17 protein-coding genes are annotated in these 20,659 nt (G+C 71.6%); 14 read left to right on the top strand and 3 right to left on the bottom strand.

Annotated features, from left to right (window positions below):
* Window positions 1-139 precede the first annotated feature (139 nt).
* The 7 genes from ACZ3I3_RS36005 (at window position 140) to ACZ3I3_RS35975 (ending at window position 9,045) form a co-directional block, all read left to right on the top strand.
* Window positions 140-982, top strand: coding sequence for a nitrilase-related carbon-nitrogen hydrolase (locus tag ACZ3I3_RS36005; protein ID WP_356925417.1), 843 nt, complete (start codon window positions 140-142; stop codon window positions 980-982).
* Window positions 979-2,265, top strand: a complete 1,287-nt coding sequence (locus ACZ3I3_RS36000; protein ID WP_467372018.1) for an aspartate aminotransferase family protein — start codon at window positions 979-981, stop codon at window positions 2,263-2,265. Before ACZ3I3_RS36005 ends, ACZ3I3_RS36000 begins: the two co-directional genes overlap by 4 nt.
* 27 nt (window positions 2,266-2,292) lie before the next feature.
* Window positions 2,293-3,858 (top strand): PucR family transcriptional regulator, encoded by a 1,566-nt coding sequence (locus ACZ3I3_RS35995; RefSeq protein WP_467372017.1) that lies wholly within the window; start codon window positions 2,293-2,295, stop codon window positions 3,856-3,858.
* Between the two features lie 155 nt (window positions 3,859-4,013).
* Window positions 4,014-4,856, top strand: a complete 843-nt coding sequence (locus tag ACZ3I3_RS35990; protein WP_467372016.1) for a nitrilase-related carbon-nitrogen hydrolase — start codon at window positions 4,014-4,016, stop codon at window positions 4,854-4,856.
* A gap of 90 nt (window positions 4,857-4,946) precedes the next feature.
* Window positions 4,947-6,347: a dihydropyrimidinase gene (gene hydA, locus ACZ3I3_RS35985; RefSeq protein ID WP_467372015.1), complete on the top strand. Its 1,401-nt coding sequence runs from the start codon at window positions 4,947-4,949 to the stop codon at window positions 6,345-6,347.
* Between the two features lie 11 nt (window positions 6,348-6,358).
* Window positions 6,359-7,381 carry a TIGR03842 family LLM class F420-dependent oxidoreductase gene (locus ACZ3I3_RS35980; RefSeq protein WP_467372014.1) on the top strand — a complete coding sequence of 341 codons (1,023 nt, stop codon included), beginning with the start codon at window positions 6,359-6,361 and terminating at the stop codon, window positions 7,379-7,381.
* A gap of 137 nt (window positions 7,382-7,518) precedes the next feature.
* On the top strand, window positions 7,519-9,045 hold the full coding sequence (locus tag ACZ3I3_RS35975; protein ID WP_467372013.1) for an NCS1 family nucleobase:cation symporter-1: 1,527 nt from the start codon (window positions 7,519-7,521) through the stop codon (window positions 9,043-9,045).
* 32 nt (window positions 9,046-9,077) lie between these two features.
* Here the strand turns inward: ACZ3I3_RS35975 and ACZ3I3_RS35970 are convergent, their stop codons facing one another.
* A complete protein-coding gene (locus ACZ3I3_RS35970; RefSeq protein ID WP_467372012.1) occupies window positions 9,078-9,746 on the bottom strand; it encodes a hypothetical protein in 669 nt (222 codons plus the stop codon).
* A gap of 200 nt (window positions 9,747-9,946) precedes the next feature.
* Here ACZ3I3_RS35970 and ACZ3I3_RS35965 point away from each other — a divergent pair, with 200 nt between their 5' ends.
* Window positions 9,947-10,456, top strand: coding sequence for a DinB family protein (locus ACZ3I3_RS35965; RefSeq protein WP_467372011.1), 510 nt, complete (start codon window positions 9,947-9,949; stop codon window positions 10,454-10,456).
* Between the two features lie 19 nt (window positions 10,457-10,475).
* Here the strand turns inward: ACZ3I3_RS35965 and ACZ3I3_RS35960 are convergent, their stop codons facing one another.
* Window positions 10,476-11,177: a lysostaphin resistance A-like protein gene (locus ACZ3I3_RS35960; protein ID WP_467372010.1), complete on the bottom strand. Its 702-nt coding sequence runs from the start codon at window positions 11,175-11,177 to the stop codon at window positions 10,476-10,478.
* 88 nt (window positions 11,178-11,265) lie between these two features.
* Here ACZ3I3_RS35960 and ACZ3I3_RS35955 point away from each other — a divergent pair, with 88 nt between their 5' ends.
* The 6 genes from ACZ3I3_RS35955 to ACZ3I3_RS35930 all read left to right on the top strand — a co-directional run bounded on the left by ACZ3I3_RS35955 (window position 11,266) and on the right by ACZ3I3_RS35930 (window position 18,848).
* The gene (locus ACZ3I3_RS35955) at window positions 11,266-13,092 is read left to right on the top strand and encodes a gamma-glutamyltransferase family protein (RefSeq protein WP_467372009.1); all 1,827 of its coding nucleotides are present in this window, start codon (window positions 11,266-11,268) and stop codon (window positions 13,090-13,092) included.
* A 117-nt stretch (window positions 13,093-13,209) separates the two neighbouring features.
* Window positions 13,210-14,055 carry an inositol monophosphatase family protein gene (locus ACZ3I3_RS35950; RefSeq protein WP_467372008.1) on the top strand — a complete coding sequence of 282 codons (846 nt, stop codon included), beginning with the start codon at window positions 13,210-13,212 and terminating at the stop codon, window positions 14,053-14,055.
* A gap of 150 nt (window positions 14,056-14,205) precedes the next feature.
* On the top strand, window positions 14,206-15,615 hold the full coding sequence (locus ACZ3I3_RS35945; protein WP_467372007.1) for a phytoene desaturase family protein: 1,410 nt from the start codon (window positions 14,206-14,208) through the stop codon (window positions 15,613-15,615).
* The gene (locus ACZ3I3_RS35940; RefSeq protein WP_467372006.1) at window positions 15,612-16,121 is read left to right on the top strand and encodes an O-acetyl-ADP-ribose deacetylase; all 510 of its coding nucleotides are present in this window, start codon (window positions 15,612-15,614) and stop codon (window positions 16,119-16,121) included. The genes ACZ3I3_RS35945 and ACZ3I3_RS35940 overlap by 4 nt, the downstream gene beginning before the upstream one ends.
* 112 nt (window positions 16,122-16,233) lie before the next feature.
* Window positions 16,234-16,608: a hypothetical protein gene (locus ACZ3I3_RS35935; RefSeq protein ID WP_467372005.1), complete on the top strand. Its 375-nt coding sequence runs from the start codon at window positions 16,234-16,236 to the stop codon at window positions 16,606-16,608.
* Window positions 16,605-18,848, top strand: coding sequence for an NACHT domain-containing protein (locus ACZ3I3_RS35930; RefSeq protein ID WP_467372004.1), 2,244 nt, complete (start codon window positions 16,605-16,607; stop codon window positions 18,846-18,848). The genes ACZ3I3_RS35935 and ACZ3I3_RS35930 overlap by 4 nt, the downstream gene beginning before the upstream one ends.
* Window positions 18,849-18,857: 9 nt before the next feature.
* Here ACZ3I3_RS35930 and ACZ3I3_RS35925 read toward each other — a convergent pair whose 3' ends face one another.
* Window positions 18,858-20,519, bottom strand: a complete 1,662-nt coding sequence (locus ACZ3I3_RS35925) for an ABC-F family ATP-binding cassette domain-containing protein (protein WP_467372003.1) — start codon at window positions 20,517-20,519, stop codon at window positions 18,858-18,860.
* Between the last annotated feature and the right edge of the window lie 140 nt (window positions 20,520-20,659).

Here is a 20,659-nt window from a genome sequence, read left to right as displayed (position 1 = left end):
ACAGGAGTGCGAATGGCGCCCGGCACCGCGGGTTGGCGACGATGGTCTTGGCAAGCCCGGGCCGGAGGCTTACGTTCGTGGCTCTACGGCCCGCTTCTACGGGCGTAGAGGCGCTGACGTCGCGTCGAAGGAGCAGCTCATGGCCAACGTCGTACGTGCCGCCCTGGTCCAGGCCACCTGGACCGGCGACACCGAGTCCATGGTGGCGAAACACGAGGAGCACGCCCGCGAGGCGGCCCGCCGGGGCGCGAAGATCATCGGTTTCCAGGAAGTCTTCAACAGCCCCTACTTCTGTCAGGTCGAGGAGCCGGAGCACTACCGCTGGGCCGAGCCCGTGCCCGACGGGCCGACCGTGCGGCGCATGCGGGCCCTCGCGCGCGAGACCGGCATGGTGATCGTCGCGCCGGTGTTCGAGGCGGAGCAGCCCGGCTTCTACTACAACACCGCGGCCGTGATCGACGCCGACGGCACCTACCTCGGCAAGTACCGCAAACACCACATCCCGCAGCTCAAGGGCTTCCGCGAGAAGTTCTACTTCAAGCCCGGCAACCTCGGCTGGCCCGTCTTCGACACGGCGGCCGGCAAGGTCGGCGTCTACATCTGCTACGACCGCCACTTCCCGGAGGGCTGGCGGCAACTCGGCCTGTACGGAGCCCAGCTCGTCTACAACCCCTCCGCCACCCACCGCAGCCTGTCGTCCCACCTGTGGCGGCTGGAACAGCCCGCGGCCGCCGTCGCCAACGGGTACTACATCGCCGCCATCAACCGCGTCGGACAGGAGGAGTACGGCGACAACGACTTCTACGGGACGAGCTACTTCGTCGACCCCCGCGGGCAGTTCGTGGGCGACGTCGCCAGCGACAGCCAGGAGGAGCTCGTGATCCGCGACCTGGACCTCGACCTCATCGAAGAAGTGCGGCAGACGTGGGCCTTCTACCGCGACCGCCGCCCCGACGCCTACGAAGGACTGGTGCAGCCGTGACCAACGACCTGCTGGGCCGCCACCGGGCCGTGCTCCCCGACTGGCTCGCCCTCTACTACGAAGACCCCCTGGAGATCACCCACGGCGAGGGCCGTCACGTCTGGGACGCCCACGGCAACCGGTACCTCGACTTCTTCGGCGGCATCCTCACCACGATGACCGCGCACGCCCTGCCCGAGGTGACCAAGGCGGTGAGCGAGCAGGCCGGGCGGATCGTCCACTCCTCGACCCTGTACCTCAACCGGCCGATGGTGGAACTCGCTGAGCGGGTAGCCCAGTTGAGCGGCATCCCGGACGCCCGCGTCTTCTTCACCACCTCCGGCACCGAGGCCAACGACACCGCCCTGCTGCTCGCCACCACGTACCGGCGCAGCAACACCGTCCTGGCGATGCGCAACAGCTACCACGGACGCTCCTTCAGCTCCGTGGGCATCACCGGCAACAGCGGCTGGTCCCCGACCTCCCTGTCCCCGCTCCAGACGCTCTACGTCCACGGCGGCGTGCGCACGCGCGGCCCGTTCGCCCATCTCGACGACGACGCCTTCATCGCCGCCTGCGTCGACGACCTCGTCGACCTGCTCGGCCACACCCGCCCCCCGGCCGCGCTGATCGCCGAACCCGTCCAGGGCGTCGGCGGCTTCACCGCACCCCCGGACGGGCTGTACGCCGCGTTCCGCGAGGTGCTGCACGAGCGCGGCATCCTGTGGATCGCCGACGAGGTGCAGACCGGCTGGGGCCGCACCGGCGAGCACTTCTGGGGCTGGCAGGCTCACGGGCGCAGCGGGCCGCCGGACATCATGACCTTCGCCAAGGGCATCGGCAACGGCATGTCCATCGGCGGTGTCGTCGCCCGCTCCGAGATCATGAACTGCCTCGACTCCAACAGCATCTCCACGTTCGGCGGCACCCAGATCACCATGGCGGCCGGCCTCGCCAACCTCAACTACCTGCTGGAACACGACCTCCAGGGCAACGCACGGCGCGTCGGCGGCCTGCTCATCGAGCGGCTGCGGTCCGCCGCCGCGCACGTGCCGGCCGTACGCGAGGTGCGCGGACGCGGGCTGATGATCGGCATCGAGATCACCAAGCCGGGGACCGACGAGGCGGACCCGCAGGCCGCGGCGGCCGTCCTGGAGGCGGCCCGCGAGGGCGGCCTGCTGATCGGCAAGGGCGGCGGCCACAACACCAGCGCCCTGCGCGTCGCCCCGCCGCTGTCCCTCAACGTCGCGGAGGCCGAGGAAGGCGCCGCGATCCTCGAGAACGCTCTGAGGAGCATCCAGTAGCAGTGAACTGAACAGGGGAACGGCACCATGACCATCACCTTGGATTCCCTGGAACCCGCGCTGTCGGTCCGGCAGGTCCTCACCCTGGAGCGGGTGCTCGCCGGGGAGCCCGAGGTGGTGGCCGGCGCGAGCCATCTCGACCGGGCGGTGCGCTGGGTGCACGTCGCCGAGGCCGCCGACGTCGGCGTGATGCTCAGCGGCGGCGAGATGGTCCTCACCACCGGGGTGCTGCTCGCCGGCGACGAGGAGAAACAGGCCGAGTACGTCCGGTCGCTGCACCGCGCGGACGCCTCCGCCGTCGTCCTCGGACTCGGCCGCGCCTTCCCCGCCGCACCGGCCGTGATGCGCCGGGCGGCCGAGCGGTGCGGACTGCCGATGGTCGTCCTGCACCGGCCCTTCCCCTTCGCCGAGCTGACCGAGGAGGTCCAGTCACGGCTCGTGCGGCGCAAGTTCGCCGCCGTCAGCCTCTCCGAGGCCGTCCGCACCGAACTCACCGCCCTGATCACCGCGGGCGCCCCGCTGCAACGCCTGCTCGACGAGGTCGCCCGGCACAGCGCCTGCCCCGTCGTCGTCACCAACCTCGCCCACCGCGTCCTCGGCACGGCGGGGGAACGGCCCGCGGTGGACGACGTACTGCGCGACTGGGAGCGCATCGCCCGGCAGGCAGGCGGGACCGAGGGCGACGGCTGGATCCGGGCAGAACTGGGCGGACGCGGGGAGCGCTGGGGCCGGATCGTGCTGTGCGGCTACCGGGGCGACACTGCCACCGGACGGCTGCTGGCCGACCGCGCCGCCGAGGCCCTCGTCCTGCACCGCATGCTCGGCGGCGCCGCCGCCTGCTCCTGGGAGGAGCAGTCCGCACAGAGCCTGCTCACCGACCTGGTCAGCGGCGTCGTACCGGCACGGCAACTGCTGCCCCGAGCGCGCGCGGCCGGGCTGCCGGTCAACCGGCGGACGTTCGTGCCGCTGGTCGTCCGCGACGGCGACACCCCCCGGCTCGACCGGCTGCTGCGGCTGCTGGGCCTGCCCGGGCTGGTCGCCGAACTGGCCGACGGAGCCACCGCCGTACTGCTCAGCCTCCCGCGCGACCAGGACGCGGACGCCCTCGCCGCGCACTTCGCGACCCGGCTGCGCACCGAGTCCGGACCGGCCCGCACGGTCGTCGCCGCGGCCGATCCCCGGACCGCCTGGGACGACGTCCCCGCCGGGCTGCGCGAGGCCCGGCACGTGGCGGACGCCGTCGCCGACTCCGTCGCCGCCCTGGACCTCCCGCTGGTCGTCCGCCTGCGGGACGTCCACCTGCGGGGCCTGATCCGCCTGCTGCGCGACGACCCGCACGTGCAGTCCTTCGCGGAGCGGGAGCTGGACGGGCTGCTGTGCGAGACCGAGGAGGACCTGCTGTCCGTGCTGCGCACCTACCTCGCCACCGGCCGCAACAAGTCCCGGACCGCCCAGCTCCACCACGTCTCGCGGCCCGCCCTCTACCGCCGCCTGGAATCCATACAGGTCCGCCTCGGGGTGGACCTCGACGACTTCGAGCAGGCCGCCTCGGTGCACATCGCACTCCTCGCGCACGACGCGCAACAGCAGTGAAACACGCGACCACCTGGGAAAACGGCGGTGAAACATGGGCTCACGGCAGAGTGACACGGTGACACGCCGCACGCCCGCAGACGTGACACGGTGCAACTCAAAGAGCGCGTCCCGGCTTCCTAGGCTCACGGCACACCGAGCGACCGGAGGTCCCGATGAGCCGAGTGATCCGCGCCGCCGTCTTCCAGACCGCCTGGACCGGCGACAAGGAGTCGATGATCCAGGTCCACGAGCAGGCGGCCCGCGACGCCGCCGCGCAGGGCGCCCAAGTCCTGTGCTTCCAGGAGCTGTTCTACGGACCGTACTTCTGCCAGGTCCAGGACCCGGCCTTCTACGAGTACGCCGAGCAGATCCCCGAGGGCCCGATCGTCCGCCGCTTCCAGGCCCTCGCCAGGGAACTGGGCATCGTCCTGGTCCTGCCGATGTACGAGGAGGAACAGCCCGGCGTCCTCTACAACACCGCCGCCGTGATCGACGCGGACGGCTCCTACCTCGGCAAGTACCGCAAGACCCACATCCCGCAGGTCCAGGGCTTCTGGGAGAAGTTCTACTTCCGCCCGGGCAACAGCGGCTGGCCGGTCTTCGAGACCGCCGTCGGCAAGGTCGGCGTCTACATCTGCTACGACCGCCACTTCCCCGAGGGCTGGCGCGCGCTCGGCCTCGCGGGCGCCGAGATCGTCTTCAACCCCTCGGCCACGTCCCGTGGCCTGTCCGGCTACCTCTGGCAGCTGGAACAGCCGGCGGCGGCCGTCGCCAACGAGTACTTCGTGGGCGCGATCAACCGGGTCGGCGTCGAGGAGTACGGCGACAACGACTTCTACGGAACCTCGTACTTCGTCGACCCGGAGGCCCAGTTCGTCGGCGAGGTCGCCAGCGACAAGGAGCCCGAACTGGTCGTCCGCGACCTGGACATGGCCAAACTCCGAGAGGTCCGCGACCGCTGGCAGTTCTACAGGGACCGGGCGCCGGGGGCGTACGGGCCACTGACAGCACCTTGAGACGTCCGTGGGGGACGTGCCCTCAGGGGCGCGGGGAACTGCGCGACCAGCCACGAACCACCGTCACGTGCACACCGTGAGGAGCGACCGATGAGCCGTACAGTCATTCGCGGCGGCCTGGTGATCACCGCATCCGACGAGATCCACGCCGACGTCCTGATCGAGGACGGCCGAATCGCCGCCCTCGCAGCCTCCGGCACCCCCGCCGCCGAGGCCTTCACCGCCGACCGGACCATCGACGCCAGCGGAAAGTACGTCATCCCCGGCGGCGTCGACGCCCACACCCACATGGAGCTGCCCTTCGGCGGCACCTTCGCCTCCGACACCTTCGAGACCGGAACCCGCGCCGCCGCCTGGGGCGGCACGACCACGATCATCGACTTCGCCGTGCAGGGCGTCGGGCACAGCCTGCGCGAGGGCCTGGACGCCTGGCACGCCAAGGCCGAGGGCAACTGCGCCGTCGACTACGGCTTCCACATGATCGTCTCCGATGTGAACCAGGAGACGCTCAAGGAGATGGACCTGCTGATCGAGGAGGGCGTCACCTCCTTCAAGCAGTTCATGGCCTACCCGGGCGTCTTCTACAGCGACGACGGCCAGATCCTGCGCGCCATGCAGCGCTCCGCCGAGAACGGCGGACTGATCATGATGCACGCCGAGAACGGCATCGCGATCGACGTCCTGGTCGAGCAGGCGCTGGCCCGCGGCGAGACCGACCCCCGCTACCACGGCGAGGTACGCAAGGCCCTCCTGGAGGCCGAGGCCACCCACCGCGCCATCAAGCTCGCCCAGGTCGCGGGCGCACCCCTCTACGTCGTGCACGTCTCGGCGACGGAGGCGGTCGCCGAACTGGCCCGGGCCCGCGACGAGGGACTGCCCGTCTTCGGCGAGACCTGCCCGCAGTACCTGTTCCTGTCCACCGACAACCTCGCCGAGCCGGACTTCGAGGGCGCGAAGTACGTGTGCTCCACCCCGCTCAGGCCGAAGGAGCACCAGGCCGCGCTGTGGCGGGGTCTGCGCACCAACGACCTCCAGGTCGTCTCCACCGACCACTGCCCCTTCTGCTTCGTCGGCCAGAAGGAACTCGGCCGCGGCGACTTCTCCAAGATCCCCAACGGCCTCCCGGGCGTCGAGAACCGTATGGACCTGCTCCACCAGGCCGTCCTCGACGGGCACATCTCCCGCCGCCGCTGGATCGAGATCGCCTGCGCCACCCCCGCCCGGATGTTCGGCCTCTACCCGAAGAAGGGCACCATCGCGCCGGGCGCCGACGCCGACGTCGTCATCTACGACCCGCACGCCGAGCAGGTCATGTCGGCCGACACGCACCACATGAACGTCGACTACTCGGCGTACGAGGGCAAACGCGTCACCGGACGGGTCGAGACGGTCCTCTCGCGCGGCGTACCCGTCATCACCGAGCGGGAGTACACCGGGCACGCCGGGCACGGCGTCTTCACCCCGCGTTCCACCTGTCAGTACCTCAACTAGGAGTGGTGCCGATGGACTTCGGACTCGTCCTGCAGACGGACCCGCCGGCCTCGCGGGTGATCAGCCTGATGAAACGCGCGGAACGCAACGGATTCTCGTACGGCTGGACCTTCGACTCCGCCGTGCTGTGGCAGGAACCGTTCGTGATCTACAGCCAGATCCTGGCCAACACCACGAAACTGAAGGTCGGGCCGATGGTGACCAACCCGGGCACCCGCACCTGGGAGGTCACCGCCTCCACCTTCGCCACCCTCAACGACATGTACGGCAACCGCACGGTCTGCGGCATCGGCCGCGGCGACTCGGCGATGCGCGTGGCCGGCCGCAAGCCCAACACGCTGGCCCGGATCAGCGAGGCCATGAAGGTCATCCGGGCCCTCGGCAGCGGCCAGGAGGCCGACCTCGGCGGCGGTACGGTCGTCCGGTTCCCGTGGATCGGGCCGGGCGCCGAACTCCCCGTGTGGATGGCCGCGTACGGCCCCAAGGCCCTGAAGATGGCCGGCGAGGAGGCCGACGGGTTCATCCTCCAGCTGGCCGACCTGTATCTGACCGAGTACATGGTCAAGGCCGTGAAGGACGCGGCCGTCGCCGCCGGCCGGGACCCGTCCGAGGTGACCGTCTGCGTGGCCGCCCCCGCCTACGTCACCGAGGACGACTCGCCCGAGGCGCTCGCCCACGCGCGCGACCAGTGCCGGTGGTTCGGAGGGATGGTCGGCAACCACGTGGCCGACCTGGTGTCCAAGTACGGCGAGCACTCCGCCGCCGTCCCCGACGAACTCACCGACTACATCAAGGCGCGGGAGGGCTACGACTACTCCCACCACGGCCGCGCCGACAACCCCGACACCCAGTTCGTGCCCGACGAGATCGTCGACCGGTTCTGCCTGATCGGCCCGGTCGACAAGCACGTCGAGAAGCTGACCGCGCTGCGCGCCCTCGGCGTCGACCAGTTCGCCGTCTACGACATGCACGACGCGCAGGAAGCCGTGATCGACACGTACGGATCGCGGGTCATCCCGGCCGTCAACGGCTGACCACCTCCGCACCACTCCCTTCGATCTCCCCCTTCCCGCCGGCCCGGGGAGGGGGCCCAGGGCGCTCCCGAGCGCACCCCCCCATCGGCGTCACCCGCATGGCCTTTCCCGTCCCACCTCCACGATTGGCCTGGCCCATGACCGACACCGTCCCCGCGGCCCCGCCGCCGACCACCCAAGTCACCCTCGCCGACGGCCGGGTGGAGATCGCCCCGGGCGCCCCGGCACCGACCGGTCCCTACGCCAACGAGGACCTGCTGCCGGTCCCCGTCGAGAAGCGCACCTGGACCACGTACAACTTCTCCGCGCTGTGGGTCGGCATGGCCCACAACACGGCCTCCTGGACCCTGGCCTCCGGACTCATAGCCGTCGGCATGGACTGGAAGCAGGCGGTGTTCACCATCGCCCTGGCCAATGTGATCGTGCTGATACCGATGCTGCTCACCGGGCACGCCGGACCCAAGTACGGCATACCCTTCCCGGTCTTCGCCCGTGCCTCCTTCGGCATCCGCGGGGCCAACCTGCCCGCCGTCGTACGGGCGCTGGTGGCGTGCGGCTGGTTCGGCATCCAGACCTGGATCGGCGGCGAGGCCATCTTCTTCCTGGCCGGCAAGCTCGTCGGCAGCGGCTGGACGGACGCGGCGAAGGTCGGCGGCTACGCCTGGACGATGTGGCTGTCGTTCGCGATCTTCTGGGCGCTCCAGGTGGTCATCATCTACCGGGGCATGGAGACCATCCGCCGCTTCGAGAACTGGGCGGCGCCCTTCGTGCTCGTCGGCGCGTTCGTGATGCTGTGGTGGATGAGCGACAAGGCGGGCGGCTTCGGCCCGCTGTTCGACCAGCCGTCGAAGCTCGGCTGGGGCCCGGACTTCTGGAAGCTGTTCGCTCCGGCGCTCATGGGCATGATCGGTTTCTGGTCCACGCTGTCGCTGAACATCCCCGACTTCACCCGCTACGGCAAGAGCCAGAAGGCCCAGACGTGGGGGCAGGCCCTCGGTCTGCCGACGACGATGACGCTGTTCGCGTTCCTCTCCGTGATGGTCACCTCCGGCTCGCAGGCCGTCTACGGCGAGGCGATCTGGGACCCGGTACAGCTCGCGGCCAAGACCGACAACACGGTGGGCCTGCTGTTCGCCCTCGTCACCGTCCTGGTGGCGACGCTGTCCGTCAACGTCGCGGCCAACCTGGTCTCACCCGCGTTCGACTTCTCCAACATCGCGCCCCGGAAGATCAGTTTCCGCGCCGGTGCCCTCGCCACCTGCGTCCTCGGCGTACTGATCTTCCCGTGGAAGCTGTACTCCGACCCGCAGGGCTACATCTTCACCTGGCTCGGCCTGGTCGGCGGCCTGCTCGGCACCGTCGCGGGCATCCTCATCGCCGACTACTGGATCCTGCGCCGCGCCCGGCTCGACCTCGCCGACCTGTACCGCACGGGCGGCCGCTACTGGTACGAGGGCGGCTGGAACTGGCGGGCCGTCGTCGCCTTCGCGGTCGGAGGCGTCCTCGCCGTCGGCGGCGCCAGTTTCAAGCCGCTGATCGACGGCCGCCCCATCCCGGCCCTGGCCGATCTGGCCGACTACGGCTGGGCGGTGGGCCTGGGCACGTCGATGCTGCTGTACCTGCTGCTGATGGCGGCACGAGGCCGGGACCGGACCATCGTCTGAGCGCGGACGCGGACGCGGACCCTGGAGGGCGGTCAGCCCTTGCCGCCCTCCAGCGCGGCCACCGCTTCCTTCGCGGCCTTGATCGCGCCCTTGTTGATCGTGTCCGTGCTCGGCGCCTTCTTCGACTCGAAGTCGCTGCCGTTGTACGTGATGACCACCAGCGCGTTGGACGCGCGGACGAAAACCTGGCCCTCGCGGGTCTGCTGCTTCTTCTCGGTGGTGAGGTTGACGATGGAGTACGCGCTGTCACCGAGACCGGGGATGGCGCCTCCACCGCTGCTCTCCTCGGTGCGGCCCTTGTAGGCCTTCTCGGCCGCCTCGTCCGACTCCATCACCTCGAAGGACACGTCGAGCCAGCGGTAGTTGTACCCCTTGAGCGCGTTCCAGGAGCAGGTGCGGCGCAGCTCCGAGTCCGTGGACGGGATCTCCTTCCCCGCTGTCTTGGCACCCGGCACCAGCGACTCGACCGTCTTCTTGGCGACGCTCTCGCAGGGCGCAGGCGCGGCCGAGTAGGTCTTCGACACCGTCGATGTCGACGGGGCGGACGCGGACTGGGTCTCGGTCTTCTCGTCGGCCGGCTTGTGCTCGGCGGCCTGCGGCGCGGCGAGCGGACCGGACGACAGAGCCCAGCCCGCCGCGGCGAGCACGGCCACCGGCGACAGGCGTGCGGTCAGGGCCAGGGGCAGAGGTAGGGAACGCACGGCGCCCTTCTCGTGGGGGACGGCGGACGGGACGACAGTTTCACATGACTCCCTGTGACGCGGAAGTGCGAACTCGCTCCGTGCCTGCGCGGTGACGGTGACTCACTGTCGACGGTCGGGGTTTCGGCCGGTTCGGCGACCACTGGGTGGTTTGTCATCGCGCCGGTCGCACAGGAGCCGGGCGGCCTATCGTTGCGGACATGGTCTTCCAGCCGTCCACGGAACCCGCCGTCTTCCACGCAACGCTCCGCGACCAGTTCGAGACGTTCCTCGATGAGCATCGCTCCGCGCTGCACGACAGCCTGAACGGACTGACCGAGGAGCAGGCACGCAGGTCACTGGTCACGTCCAAGACCACCCTGCTCGGCCTGGTCAAGCACGCCACGTTCGTCGAGAAGGTCTGGTTCGACGAGGGGACAACCTGCCGGTCCCGTGCCGAGATCGGCATTCCCGACTCGCCCGACGAGTCCTTCGACCTGCGCGACGACGACACGATCGCCTCGGTCCAGCACGCCTACCAGCAGGCTTGCGCGGCGTCCCGTCGCGCCACGGCAGGGCTGACGCTGGACGACCTCCTCCTGGGCAACCGCCGGGGCCCGCTGCCGCTGCGCTGGGTCTACCTCCACACACTGCGCGAACTGGCCCAGCACTGCGGCCACGCCAACATCCTCCGCGAGCAGGTCCTCGGCGGCACGACATCCCACGGCTGACGCGGGCACTGTCCGACGTTCACAGCACGTCCCCCGCGCCCCTCCATCGAGGTCCGGCCCAGGCCAGCACGTAGCCGAAGCCGTTGAGGGCCCAGTGCAGCGCAGCGGGCGCCAGCAGACTCCCGGACCGGCGCCGCAGCTCGCACAGGACGACCCCGGCGGCGGTCGTGGCGACCACGGCGGCCGCGACCGACAGCGCGATGCCCGCCGGTCCGGTGCCGAGGACCGCCACGGCCTCGTTGGCCCGGCTCAGCCCGCGCGAGGGAAGCACATGCCAGAGCCCGAACAGCGATGACGACACCGCGGTGGCCCAGGCGGTACCGCGCCGACGCCGCACCATGACCCACAGGACGCCGCGGAAGGCGATCTCCTCCAGCAGCACGGTGCCGACCGGCACACGGATCAGCACCCGCCACAGCAGTTCCCCCACCGTCAGGCCGGCGGCGCGTTCGTCGTCGAAAGCCTCCCTGGTCACCGGCAGGGCCAGCCCGACCAGGAAAACGGCGAGAACCGCCCCCACCAGGACCGATGACCACCGCAGCCCCCGGTACAGGGCGGCAGTGTCGAGCCCGAGATCGGCGCGGGTGAGACCGTCCCACCGGGCGATCAGCAGCAGCGCGGCGGCCGCGGCCACGCAGGTGGGTACGTAGGCGCCGGGCGCGAGCCAATTGTTGAGCAGGTTCGCGGCCACCAGGACGGCGAGAACACAGAACATCCGCATGGTGTCACCAGCATCCCGCTATCCGCTCCGTCAGCCGGGGTAGGGAAGGGGGATCACCGGCAAACAGGTGAACGAGATGAGAGGTCATATGTTCACGACCCGCCCCACCCTCCAGGGCACCTTCGGCATGGTGTCCTCCACGCACTGGCTCGCCTCGCAGTCGGCCATGGCCGTCCTGGAGGACGGCGGCAACGCCTACGACGCGGCCGTGGCGGGGGCGTTCGTGCTGCATGTCGTCGAGCCGCACCTCAACGGCCCGGCGGGCGAGGTGCCGATCCTGCTCGCACCGGCCGGCGGCGAGGTGCGGGTGCTGTGCGGGCAAGGCGTCGCACCGGCCGGGGCGACGGTCGCGCACTACCGGGGCCTCGGCCTGGACCTCGTCCCCGGCACCGGGCCGCTCGCCGCCGCCGTGCCGGGCGCGTTCGAGGCCTGGATGCTGCTGCTGCGCGACCACGGCACCAAGTCCCTCCCCGACGTCCTGAAGTACGCCATCGGATACGCCGAGCACGGGCACCCGCCCGTGGAACGCGTCGGCGAGACCGTCGAGACCGTACGCGAGCTGTTCGAGACGGAATGGACCTCGTCGGCGGAGGTCTACCTGCCCGGCGGCAAAGCCCCGCGTCCCGGCGAGCTCTTCGCCAACCCGGCGCTCGCCGCCACCTGGAAGCGGCTGCTCGCCGAGACCGCGGGGGCGGGGGACCGGGAGGCCCGGATCGAGGCCGCCCGGGAGGTGTGGCGCTGCGGCTTCATAGCCGAGGCCCTGGTACGGCAGGCCGGGCAGCCCACCCTCGACACCAGCGGCGAACGCCACACCGGCACCCTCACGGCCGCCGACCTCGCCGGCTGGTCCGCGACCTACGAGACACCGGTGTCGTACGACTGGAACGGCTGGACGGTGTGCAAGCCGGGCCCCTGGAGCCAGGGCCCGGTCCTCCTCCAGCAGCTCGCCCTGCTCCCGCCGGAGCTGCCGAGCCACGGCTCCGCCGACTACGTCCACCTGCTGGTCGAGAACTGCAAACTCGCCATGGCCGACCGGGAGGCCTGGTACGGGGACGCCGCCGACGTGCCGCTCGACGACCTGCTGTCCGACCCGTACAACACCGACCGCCGCGCCCTCGTCGGCGAGCGGGCCGGTCTCGACCTGCGGCCCGGCAGCCCCGGCGGACGCACCCCGCGGCTGTGCGCGCACGCGCGCGTGGCGGCCGCCGCCCAGGAGGGCTACGACGCCCTGGGCATCGGTGAGCCGACGGTCGCCAAGAGTCCCACGTCCCCCGTGCCGGGCGAACCGGAGGTCACCGCCGACGGGACCACCCGCGGCGACACCTGCCACCTCGACGTCGTCGACCGCTGGGGCAACATGATCTCGGCCACGCCCAGCGGCGGCTGGCTCCAGTCCAACCCCGTCGTGCCCGGACTCGGCTTCCCGCTCGGCACCCGGCTCCAGATGACCTGGCTGGAGGAGGGCCTGCCCAACTCCCTCACCCCCGGCCGCCGCCCCCGCACCACGCTGACGCCCTCGATCGCCCTGCGCGCGGGCGTGCCCGTCATGGCGTTCGGCACACCGGGCGGGGACCAGCAGGACCAGTGGCAGCTGCACTTCTTCCTGGCGGTCGCGCTGCGCGCCGAGGTGCGCGGCGGCCTGGACCTCCAGGGCGCGATCGACGCCCCGAACTGGCATAACGACAGCTTCCCGGGCTCCTTCTACCCGCGCGGCATGCGCCCGGGGAGCGTCACCGTGGAGTCGCGCACGGACCCGGCCGTCGTCGAGGAGCTGCGGCGGCGCGGCCACCAGGTGACCGTGGGCGGCCCCTGGTCGGAGGGCCGGCTCTGCGCGGTCGCGCGGGATCCGGAGACGGGCGTCCTGTCGGCGGCGGCGAACCCGCGCGGCATGCAGGGTTACGCGGTCGGGCGGTGAAACCGCCGAGTCGCCCTGGCCGTGGAGCCCGCGCGGCCCCGTCGCTGTTCATCGTGACGCCACCCGGAGTGCACCGGGCGGGTGGGGATTGTCAGTGCCGCGTGTTGTGATGGAGGGGTGATCGACAGCACCGAAACCATCGAAGAGTTTCTCGCACAGCACGCTTCCGACGTCGAGGAGGCGATCCGCAGCGCGGCCGCCGCCGAGATCATGCCGCGGTGGCGCCGCCTCGCCGCACACGAGGTCGACCAGAAGGCCGGCCCGCACGACCTGGTCACGGACGCCGACCGCAAGGCCGAGCTGTACCTGACCGAGGCGCTGGGAGCCCTGCTGCCCGGCTCGGTCGTGGTCGGAGAGGAGGCGGTCCACGCCAACCCGGCGTCCTACGAGGCCATACGCGGTGACGCCCCCGTCTGGATCGTCGACCCGGTCGACGGGACCCGGCAGTTCGTGCGCGGCGAACCGGCCTTCTGCACCCTGGTCGCGCTGGCGCACGGCGGCACCCTGCTCGCCTCCTGGACCTACGCCGCCGCCCGCGACCAGCTCGCCACCGCCCAGCGGGGCAAGGGCGCCTACCTCGGGGGAGAGCGGCTGTTCGCCGGTGTGCCCGAGCCCGGCCGGGACCTCCGCGTGGCCACCTCCCACCCGGACTACACGACGGACGAACAAAAGCGCGCCCTGCTCGGCCTGCGCACCGAGGGTGTGGCACCGCGCGCCTGCGGCTCGGCCGGACTGGAGTACCTCGCCATCGCGCGGGGCGAGTCCGACGCGGTGGCCTTCTCCTGGGAGGCCGCGTGGGATCACGCGGCCGGTCTGCTCCTGGTCGAGGAGGCGGGTGGCGCCCACCTGACCCGCTCGGGCGAGCCGTTCCGCATCACGGGCGGCAACGAGCTGCCCTTCACCGCGGCCCGTGACGCGGCCACGGCCCGCCGGGTGGCGGCACTGCTGGCGAGCGGAGAATGAATGTCACGGACCGTGCGCGCCCCGTCGCCCAAGGGGCGCTCCGGGTGCCGTTTCCGCGCGATTCCCCCCGCGGCCGGTGACTGTCAGTCCCCGGGCCTATCCTGATCCTCAGTGGCCGTCGGCTGACGAAGGGGTCCGAAGGTGCCGTCGATGCTCGATGCCGTCGTAGTGGGTGCGGGGCCGAACGGACTGACCGCGGCCGTGGAGCTGGCCCGCCGCGGATTCTCCGTCGCCGTGTTCGAGGCCCGGGGCACCGTGGGCGGCGGTGCCCGCACAGAGGAGCTCACCCTGCCGGGCTTCCGGCACGACCCGTGCTCCGCGGCGCACCCGCTCGCCATCAACTCACCCGCGTTCCGCGCCCTGCCGCTCCAGCGCTACGGCCTGGAGTGGCTGCACGCCGAGCTCCCCATGGCGCATCCCTTCCCGGACGGCTCGGCGGCCGTGCTGGCCCGGTCGGTGGGCGAGACGGCCGCCTCCTTCGGGCCGCGTGACGCCGGGACGTACCGCAGGCTCGTCGAGCCCTTCCTGCCCAGGTGGGACGTGCTGGCCCGCGACTTCATGTCCCTGCCGCTCACCGCGCTGCCCCGCGACCCGGTCACCCTCGCCCGCTTCGGCCTGGTCGGCCTGCCCCCGTCGACCCTGCTGACGCGCCGCTTCCGCGACGAACCGGCCAAGACGCTGTTCGCGGGGCTCGTCGCGCATGTCATGGCGCCGCTCGGCGGCTTCGCCACCAGCGCCATCGGCCTGGTCTTCGCCCTGGCGGCGCACGCCCGCGGCTGGCCCGTCGCCCGCGGCGGCTCCCAGGCCATCTCCGACGCCCTCGCCGCCTACCTGCGCGACCTCGGCGGCAGCGTCCACACCGACTACGAGGTCAAGCGCCTCGACGACCTGCCGCCGGCCCGCGCGTACGTCTTCGACACCTCACCCACCGCCCTGGCCCGCATCGCCGGCTTCGGCAACCATTACGCGGACTTCCGCTACGGACCGGGCGTCTTCAAGATCGACTACGCGCTGGACGGCCCCGTGCCCTGGACCGCGAAGGAGGCCCGCGTCGCCGGCACGGTGCAGATCGGCGCGGACCGCGCGGAGATCGGTGCGGCCCTGCGCGCGGCGTCCCGGGAGGGCCGCGCCCCCGACAAGCCGTTCCTGATCACGGTCCAGCCGAGCGTCGTCGACCCCACCCGGGCCCCAGCGGGCAAGCACGTCTTCTGGGCCTACGGGCACGTCCCGCACGGCTGGACCGGCGACCTCACCGACGCCGTCGAGCGCCAACTGGAGCGGTTCGCCCCGGGGTTCCGCGACCGCGTCCTGGCCCGCGCGACGGCGGGTCCGCCCGAACTCGCCGCCCGCAACGCCAACTACGTCGGCGGCGACATCGCCTCCGGAGCGGTCTCCGGTCTGCAGATCCTGCTGCGCCCCAAACCGACCCTGTTCCCCTACCGCACGCCGCACCCGGCCGTCTTCATCTGCTCGTCGGCGACCCCGCCGGGCCCCGGCGTGCACGGCATGTCGGGGCACAACGCGGCGAAGGCCGTCTGGAAGCGACTGAGGCAGACATGACCACCATCGAACTGGTCCAGGGCGACATCACCCGCCAGAGCGTCGACGCCATCGTCAACGCGGCCAACTCCTCGCTGCTGGGCGGGGGAGGAGTCGACGGAGCGATCCACCGGCGCGGCGGCCCGGCCATCCTGGAGGAATGCCGGAAGCTGCGCGCCTCCCACTACGGCAAGGGTCTGCCCACCGGTCAGGCGGTCGCCACCACCGCCGGAAACCTGGACGCCCGCTGGGTGATCCACACGGTCGGCCCCGTCTACAGCGCCACCGAGGACCGCTCCGCCCTCCTCGCCTCCTGCTACCGCGAGTCCCTCCGCGTCGCCGACGAGCTCGGCGCCCGCACGGTCGCGTTCCCGGCCGTCTCCACGGGCGTGTACGGCTGGCCGATGGACGACGGCGCGCGCATCGCGGTGGAGACCGTACGGGCAGCGGACACGGCGGTCGAGGAGGTCAGGTTCGTCCTCTTCGACGGGCGGGCACACGCGGCGTTCGCCGCGCAGCTCCGTTGACGGGCCCGAACCCGCGAGGCGGCAGACTTCGCTGCACCCCCAGTGGTTCACAGCCATATCGGCTCAACTGAAAGCCCCGGCAGTTGAGTTGATGACATGCCATCATGCGGTCATGCCTGACCCCGAAGTGCTCGCCGTCGCCACCGGTGCCGCGGCGACGATTCTCGCCGACGCCGTCCGCCTGGGATGGGGCCGCGCCCGTGCGATAGTCGACCGCCTGTTCCGGCACGGTAGCCAGGACGAGCGCGATGCGGCACTGGGGGCACTGTCGCGGGGTGTTGCCGACGACGATCTGCGCATCGCCTTGGCGTCACTCCTCGCCGCCCAGGCGGAACGCCGTCCCGAAGTCCTGCCGGAGCTGCGCTCTCTGGCCGCTTCCCGGTCCTCTGTCCCCGCCGTGCAGGTGCAGCGCAATGAGGGGTCAGGCACGTTCATCGCGGGCGATGTGATCGGAGGGCTCACCATCAACCACGATGGCTCACGGTGACTGACGGACAAGGCCGGGAAACGGGTGACCAGCACAACCACGGCTCGGGCACCTTCATCGGCCGGGTCGTGGGCGACGTCACCATCAACCACGGGGCGTCGGCGTCTTCGCCGGCCCGGCACGATGCTTCGGCCCTCAGCGCTTCGCAGCAGAACCCGCAGTGGGAGGAGGCGGCCGACCAGCTCGCTCAGGCGGTCGCGGCGCAGTGGCGGCGGGAGGTGGAACGGCGGCGGGTGCATGACCCGTTCCCGCTGCCGGTGCGGTGGCACCTTGCACCCGAGTCCCTGACGGATCACTGGGCCAACATCTGTCGTGGCTCAGCGGGGGTGACCTTCGGCCCGTTGGCCCTGACCGGCCGACTGGACCGGGTCGTCGACGTCTACCAGCGGATCCCGTCAGGGCGGCTGGTGGTCCTGGGCCGGGCCGGCTCGGGCAAGACGGTCCTGACCCTGCGGTTCGTCCTCGACTTGCTCGACGCACGCACCAGAACCGGCCTCATACCGGTGACCTTCGGCCTCGGGTCGTGGAACCCGACCACCACCTCATTGCGGGACTGGCTGACCGACCAACTCCTGCGCGACCACCCCGGTCTGGCCTCGCCCGGCCCCACCGGATCGAGCATGGCCGCCGCCCTGGTCGAGGCCGGCCGCATCCTGCCGGTGCTCGACGGGTTCGACGAGGTCGCCGACGGGCTGCACCGTGCCGCACTGGAAGCGCTGAACGCCACCAGCATGCCGCTGCTGCTGACCAGCCGCACCGACGAGTACGCCACCGCTGTCGCGGCAGCCGACGTCCTGACCGCCGCGGCCGGCATCGAACTGGACGCCCTCACCCTGACCGACCTGGTCGACTATCTGCCCCGCACGACTCGCAAATCCGCCGCCGGCGGCGGCACCACCACGGTGTGGGACCCGGTCCTGGCCCGCCTGCGGGACTGTCCGAGCAGCCCGGCAGAGGCCGACCTCACCGCGGTGCTGTCCACCCCCCTGATGGTCGTCCTCGCCCGCACCATCTACAGCGATACCCCGGACCGCGACCCCGGCGAGCTGCTCGACGCCCATCGGTTCGGAACCCGTCAAGCCTTGGAGGATCACCTCCTGGGCGCGTTCGTTCCCGCCGTCTACCAGCACCCGCCCCTCGACCAGCGCTCCGGGCGTCTCCGATACCGGAGCTGGGACCCCGACCGCGTCCAACACTGGCTCGGCTACCTCGCCTGGCACCAGAACCGGCTCGGCACCACGGACCTCGCCTGGTGGCACCTGGGCAACACCATCACCCGCCCGACACGGATGCTCGTGGGCGGGCTCGTGCTCGGACTCGCCGCCGCGCTCGCGAACGGGCTGGCGAACGGGCTCGTGATCGGGTTCACCATCGTGCGTGCGCACTTGGGCTGGGACGGGGACGGCGTGGTCGGATATGCCTTCGCGTTCTCGGGTGGCTTCCGGGCCTGGCTCGTGTACGGGGTGGTGAGCGGACTCGCAGCGGGGCTGGTGGCCGGACTCGCGTTCGGGATCCGGTTCGGGCTCCGGTCCGAAGGACGCGAGCCCTCGCGCATACAGCTACGAGTCCGCGGCCGGGCAAGACAACTCCTGGAACAGGTCGCGGACGGGGTCATGTTCGGACTTGCGGCCTGGCTCGTCATCGGACTCGCGAGCGGGCTCGCCACCCTGCTGGCAAGCCAGGTCATAGCCTGGCGGCGCACATTCGGGCTGCTGGACATACTCCTGTCCCTGCTCTGGGGCGGACCCCGGTTGGGGCTCGTGGTCGGGCTGGTGTTCGGGCTGGTGTTCGCGCTCCAGATCCCCACCGACATCAAGGCCGCGCCCAGCCCGTCCGAGCTGCTGACCGCCAACCGCAAGAACGCGGTCTTCCAGTCATGCGTGGGCTGCCTGGCGTTCGGGCTGGGCTTCGGGCTCGTGGGCGGGCTTGACAACGCGCTCGTGGGCGGGTTCGTGTGGGGCTTCGTGGTCAGGCTCAGCACGGACGCCTGGGGCCGATGGCTGATCCTTTCGCGCTTCTGGCTGCCGATGACCGGCCGACTGCCCTGGGCCCTGACCGCATTTCTCGACGACGCGCATCAGCGGGGGATGCTGCGCCAGGCCGGCGCGGTTTACCAGTTCCGCCACGCCCGACTCCAGGACCACCTCGCCCTCCTCTACCGGACACGCGGCGATCAGCAACCCGCCGCCTCCTCCTCCTTTGAACCGGAAGGCCGAAGCCGACCGACCCGTCGCCACTGAACCGGGATCTCATGCCCTCGCACCCGCCCTCTGGTCCGCCGGCCGGCGCCGCGCCAGCGCGAGGTGCGGCCAGTCGGCGATGTCTCGCCGCATCCGGCGGTCGTGGGTCGCCAGGAGGACGGCCGCCTCCGTGCTGTGCAGCGCTTCGGTGAGCTCGTCGACCAGGGCGATGGACAGGTGGTTGGTGGGCTCGTCCAGCAGCAGGACGTGCGGGCGGGCGGCCAGCGCCATAGCCAGGTCGAGGCGCCGCTGCTGTCCCATCGACAGCTCGGCCACCGGCTTGCCGGCGTCGCGCGAGGTGAGCAGACCCAGCGAGCCGAGCCCCACGACCTCGCCTTCCTCCAGGATGCCCGCCGTGACCAGGCGTGCGGTGTGCGCCTCGTAGACGTCACGCACCCGCCGGTGCGTGGCCCGCGGCGACTCCTGCCCGAGCAGACGCAGCCGCACCTCGCGGGCCCGGTGCACCCGGCCCGTGTCCGGGGCGAGCCGACCGGCCAGGACGGACAGGAGCGTGGACTTGCCCGCGCCGTTGGGGCCGGTGACGGCGAGCCTGCCGCCGGACGTCACCGACAGGCTCGTCGCGTGGTGCAGCCGCCCGTCGACCGTCACCTCCTCCGTACGCAGCAGGACGACGCCCGGCCGGGCGGGCAGGCCGGGCATCGAGAAACGCTGCGGCGGCACCGGCGCGGTGACCTGGTGCCGGTCCAGGTCCTCCTGGCGCCGGTGGACGGAGCGCACCAGGGCACCGGCGCGGGTGGCGCGCTGGTGCTTGCCGGTGCCCTTGGGCGGCCGCCAGCCGGTGCTCAGCCGGTTCTGCGCCTCCGACAGGGCCTGCTGGAGACGGACGTGCTCGGTCCGCTGCTGCTCGTACTCCTCCTCCCAGCGCACCAGTTCGGCCTCGCGGCCCTCCCGGTAGCCGGCGTATCCGCCGCCGTACACGCCCGGCCGGCCGTCGCGGGTCGGGTCGAGGTCGAGGATCGTGGTGGCCACGTCCTCGAGCAGCGCCCGGTCGTGGCTGACCACCACGACTCCTCCGGCGTGTGCGCGCAGCCTGGCGGTGAGGTATTCCAGACCCGCCAGGTCCAGGTGGTTGGTGGGCTCGTCCAGGAGCAGGAAGTCGTGCTCGGCGCCCAGCAGGCAGGCCAGCCGGATCCGGTAGCGCTGGCCGACCGACAGCGTGGCCAGGGGACGGGCACGGTCGCGCACCGCGCCCAGCCCGTCCAGGGCCACGTCCACCCGGCGGTCGGCGTCCCAGGCGTCCAGTGTCCGCGCCGCCTCCAGGGCGTCGGCATAGGCCTGTTCGGCACCGGGCCGCTGCGCCGCGAGGGTTTGAGCGGCGGAGTCCAGATCCCGCAGGGCGGCCCGGGCGTCGGCCAGGTACTCGTCGATGAAGTCGCCGACCGTGCGCTCGTCCTCGGCCGGCATCTCCTGCTCGGCCAGGGCGAGGGTGCCCACGCGGTGCAAGGTCCCCTCGTCCGGGGTCAGCAGGCCGGCCAGGGCGTGCAACAGGGTCGACTTGCCGCGGCCGTTCTCGCCGACGACGCCCCAGCGCGATCCGGGGGAGACCTTCATCTCGACGTCGTGCAGCACGGTGCGGCCACCGCGGTCGACGCGGAGGCCGGTACAGGTCAGCTGGGCCCGGTCGCGGGCAGGCAGATGAATGGTGGTCACGTTCTCTTCCTCGTTAAGGAGGCACACCTCACCCCCGGTTCGGGCGGGGATGCGAGCGGGCCATCAGATCCGACGGACGGCCGGCCCCGAACAGGGCGGGCCGTGGGCGACGTCGCGGCTTCCTGCGCCTCGGCCCGTGG

The organism is Streptomyces sp. NPDC016851 (genome assembly GCF_055562795.1).
Note: the sequence above shows the minus strand (reverse complement) of the source record. Positions and strands in the feature narration are given on the sequence as shown.

Coding starts and splice junctions, on each gene's coding strand:
- ACZ3I3_RS36005 (WP_356925417.1), top strand. CDS start 140: ATGGCCAACGTCGTACGTGCCGCCCTGGTCCAGGCCACCTGGACCGGC.
- ACZ3I3_RS35995 (WP_467372017.1), top strand. CDS start 2,293: ATGACCATCACCTTGGATTCCCTGGAACCCGCGCTGTCGGTCCGGCAG.
- ACZ3I3_RS35990 (WP_467372016.1), top strand. CDS start 4,014: ATGAGCCGAGTGATCCGCGCCGCCGTCTTCCAGACCGCCTGGACCGGC.
- hydA (WP_467372015.1), top strand. CDS start 4,947: ATGAGCCGTACAGTCATTCGCGGCGGCCTGGTGATCACCGCATCCGAC.
- ACZ3I3_RS35980 (WP_467372014.1), top strand. CDS start 6,359: ATGGACTTCGGACTCGTCCTGCAGACGGACCCGCCGGCCTCGCGGGTG.
- ACZ3I3_RS35975 (WP_467372013.1), top strand. CDS start 7,519: ATGACCGACACCGTCCCCGCGGCCCCGCCGCCGACCACCCAAGTCACC.
- ACZ3I3_RS35965 (WP_467372011.1), top strand. CDS start 9,947: ATGGTCTTCCAGCCGTCCACGGAACCCGCCGTCTTCCACGCAACGCTC.
- ACZ3I3_RS35960 (WP_467372010.1), bottom strand. CDS start 11,177: ATGCGGATGTTCTGTGTTCTCGCCGTCCTGGTGGCCGCGAACCTGCTC.
- ACZ3I3_RS35955 (WP_467372009.1), top strand. CDS start 11,266: ATGTTCACGACCCGCCCCACCCTCCAGGGCACCTTCGGCATGGTGTCC.
- ACZ3I3_RS35945 (WP_467372007.1), top strand. CDS start 14,206: ATGCTCGATGCCGTCGTAGTGGGTGCGGGGCCGAACGGACTGACCGCG.
- ACZ3I3_RS35940 (WP_467372006.1), top strand. CDS start 15,612: ATGACCACCATCGAACTGGTCCAGGGCGACATCACCCGCCAGAGCGTC.
- ACZ3I3_RS35935 (WP_467372005.1), top strand. CDS start 16,234: ATGCCTGACCCCGAAGTGCTCGCCGTCGCCACCGGTGCCGCGGCGACG.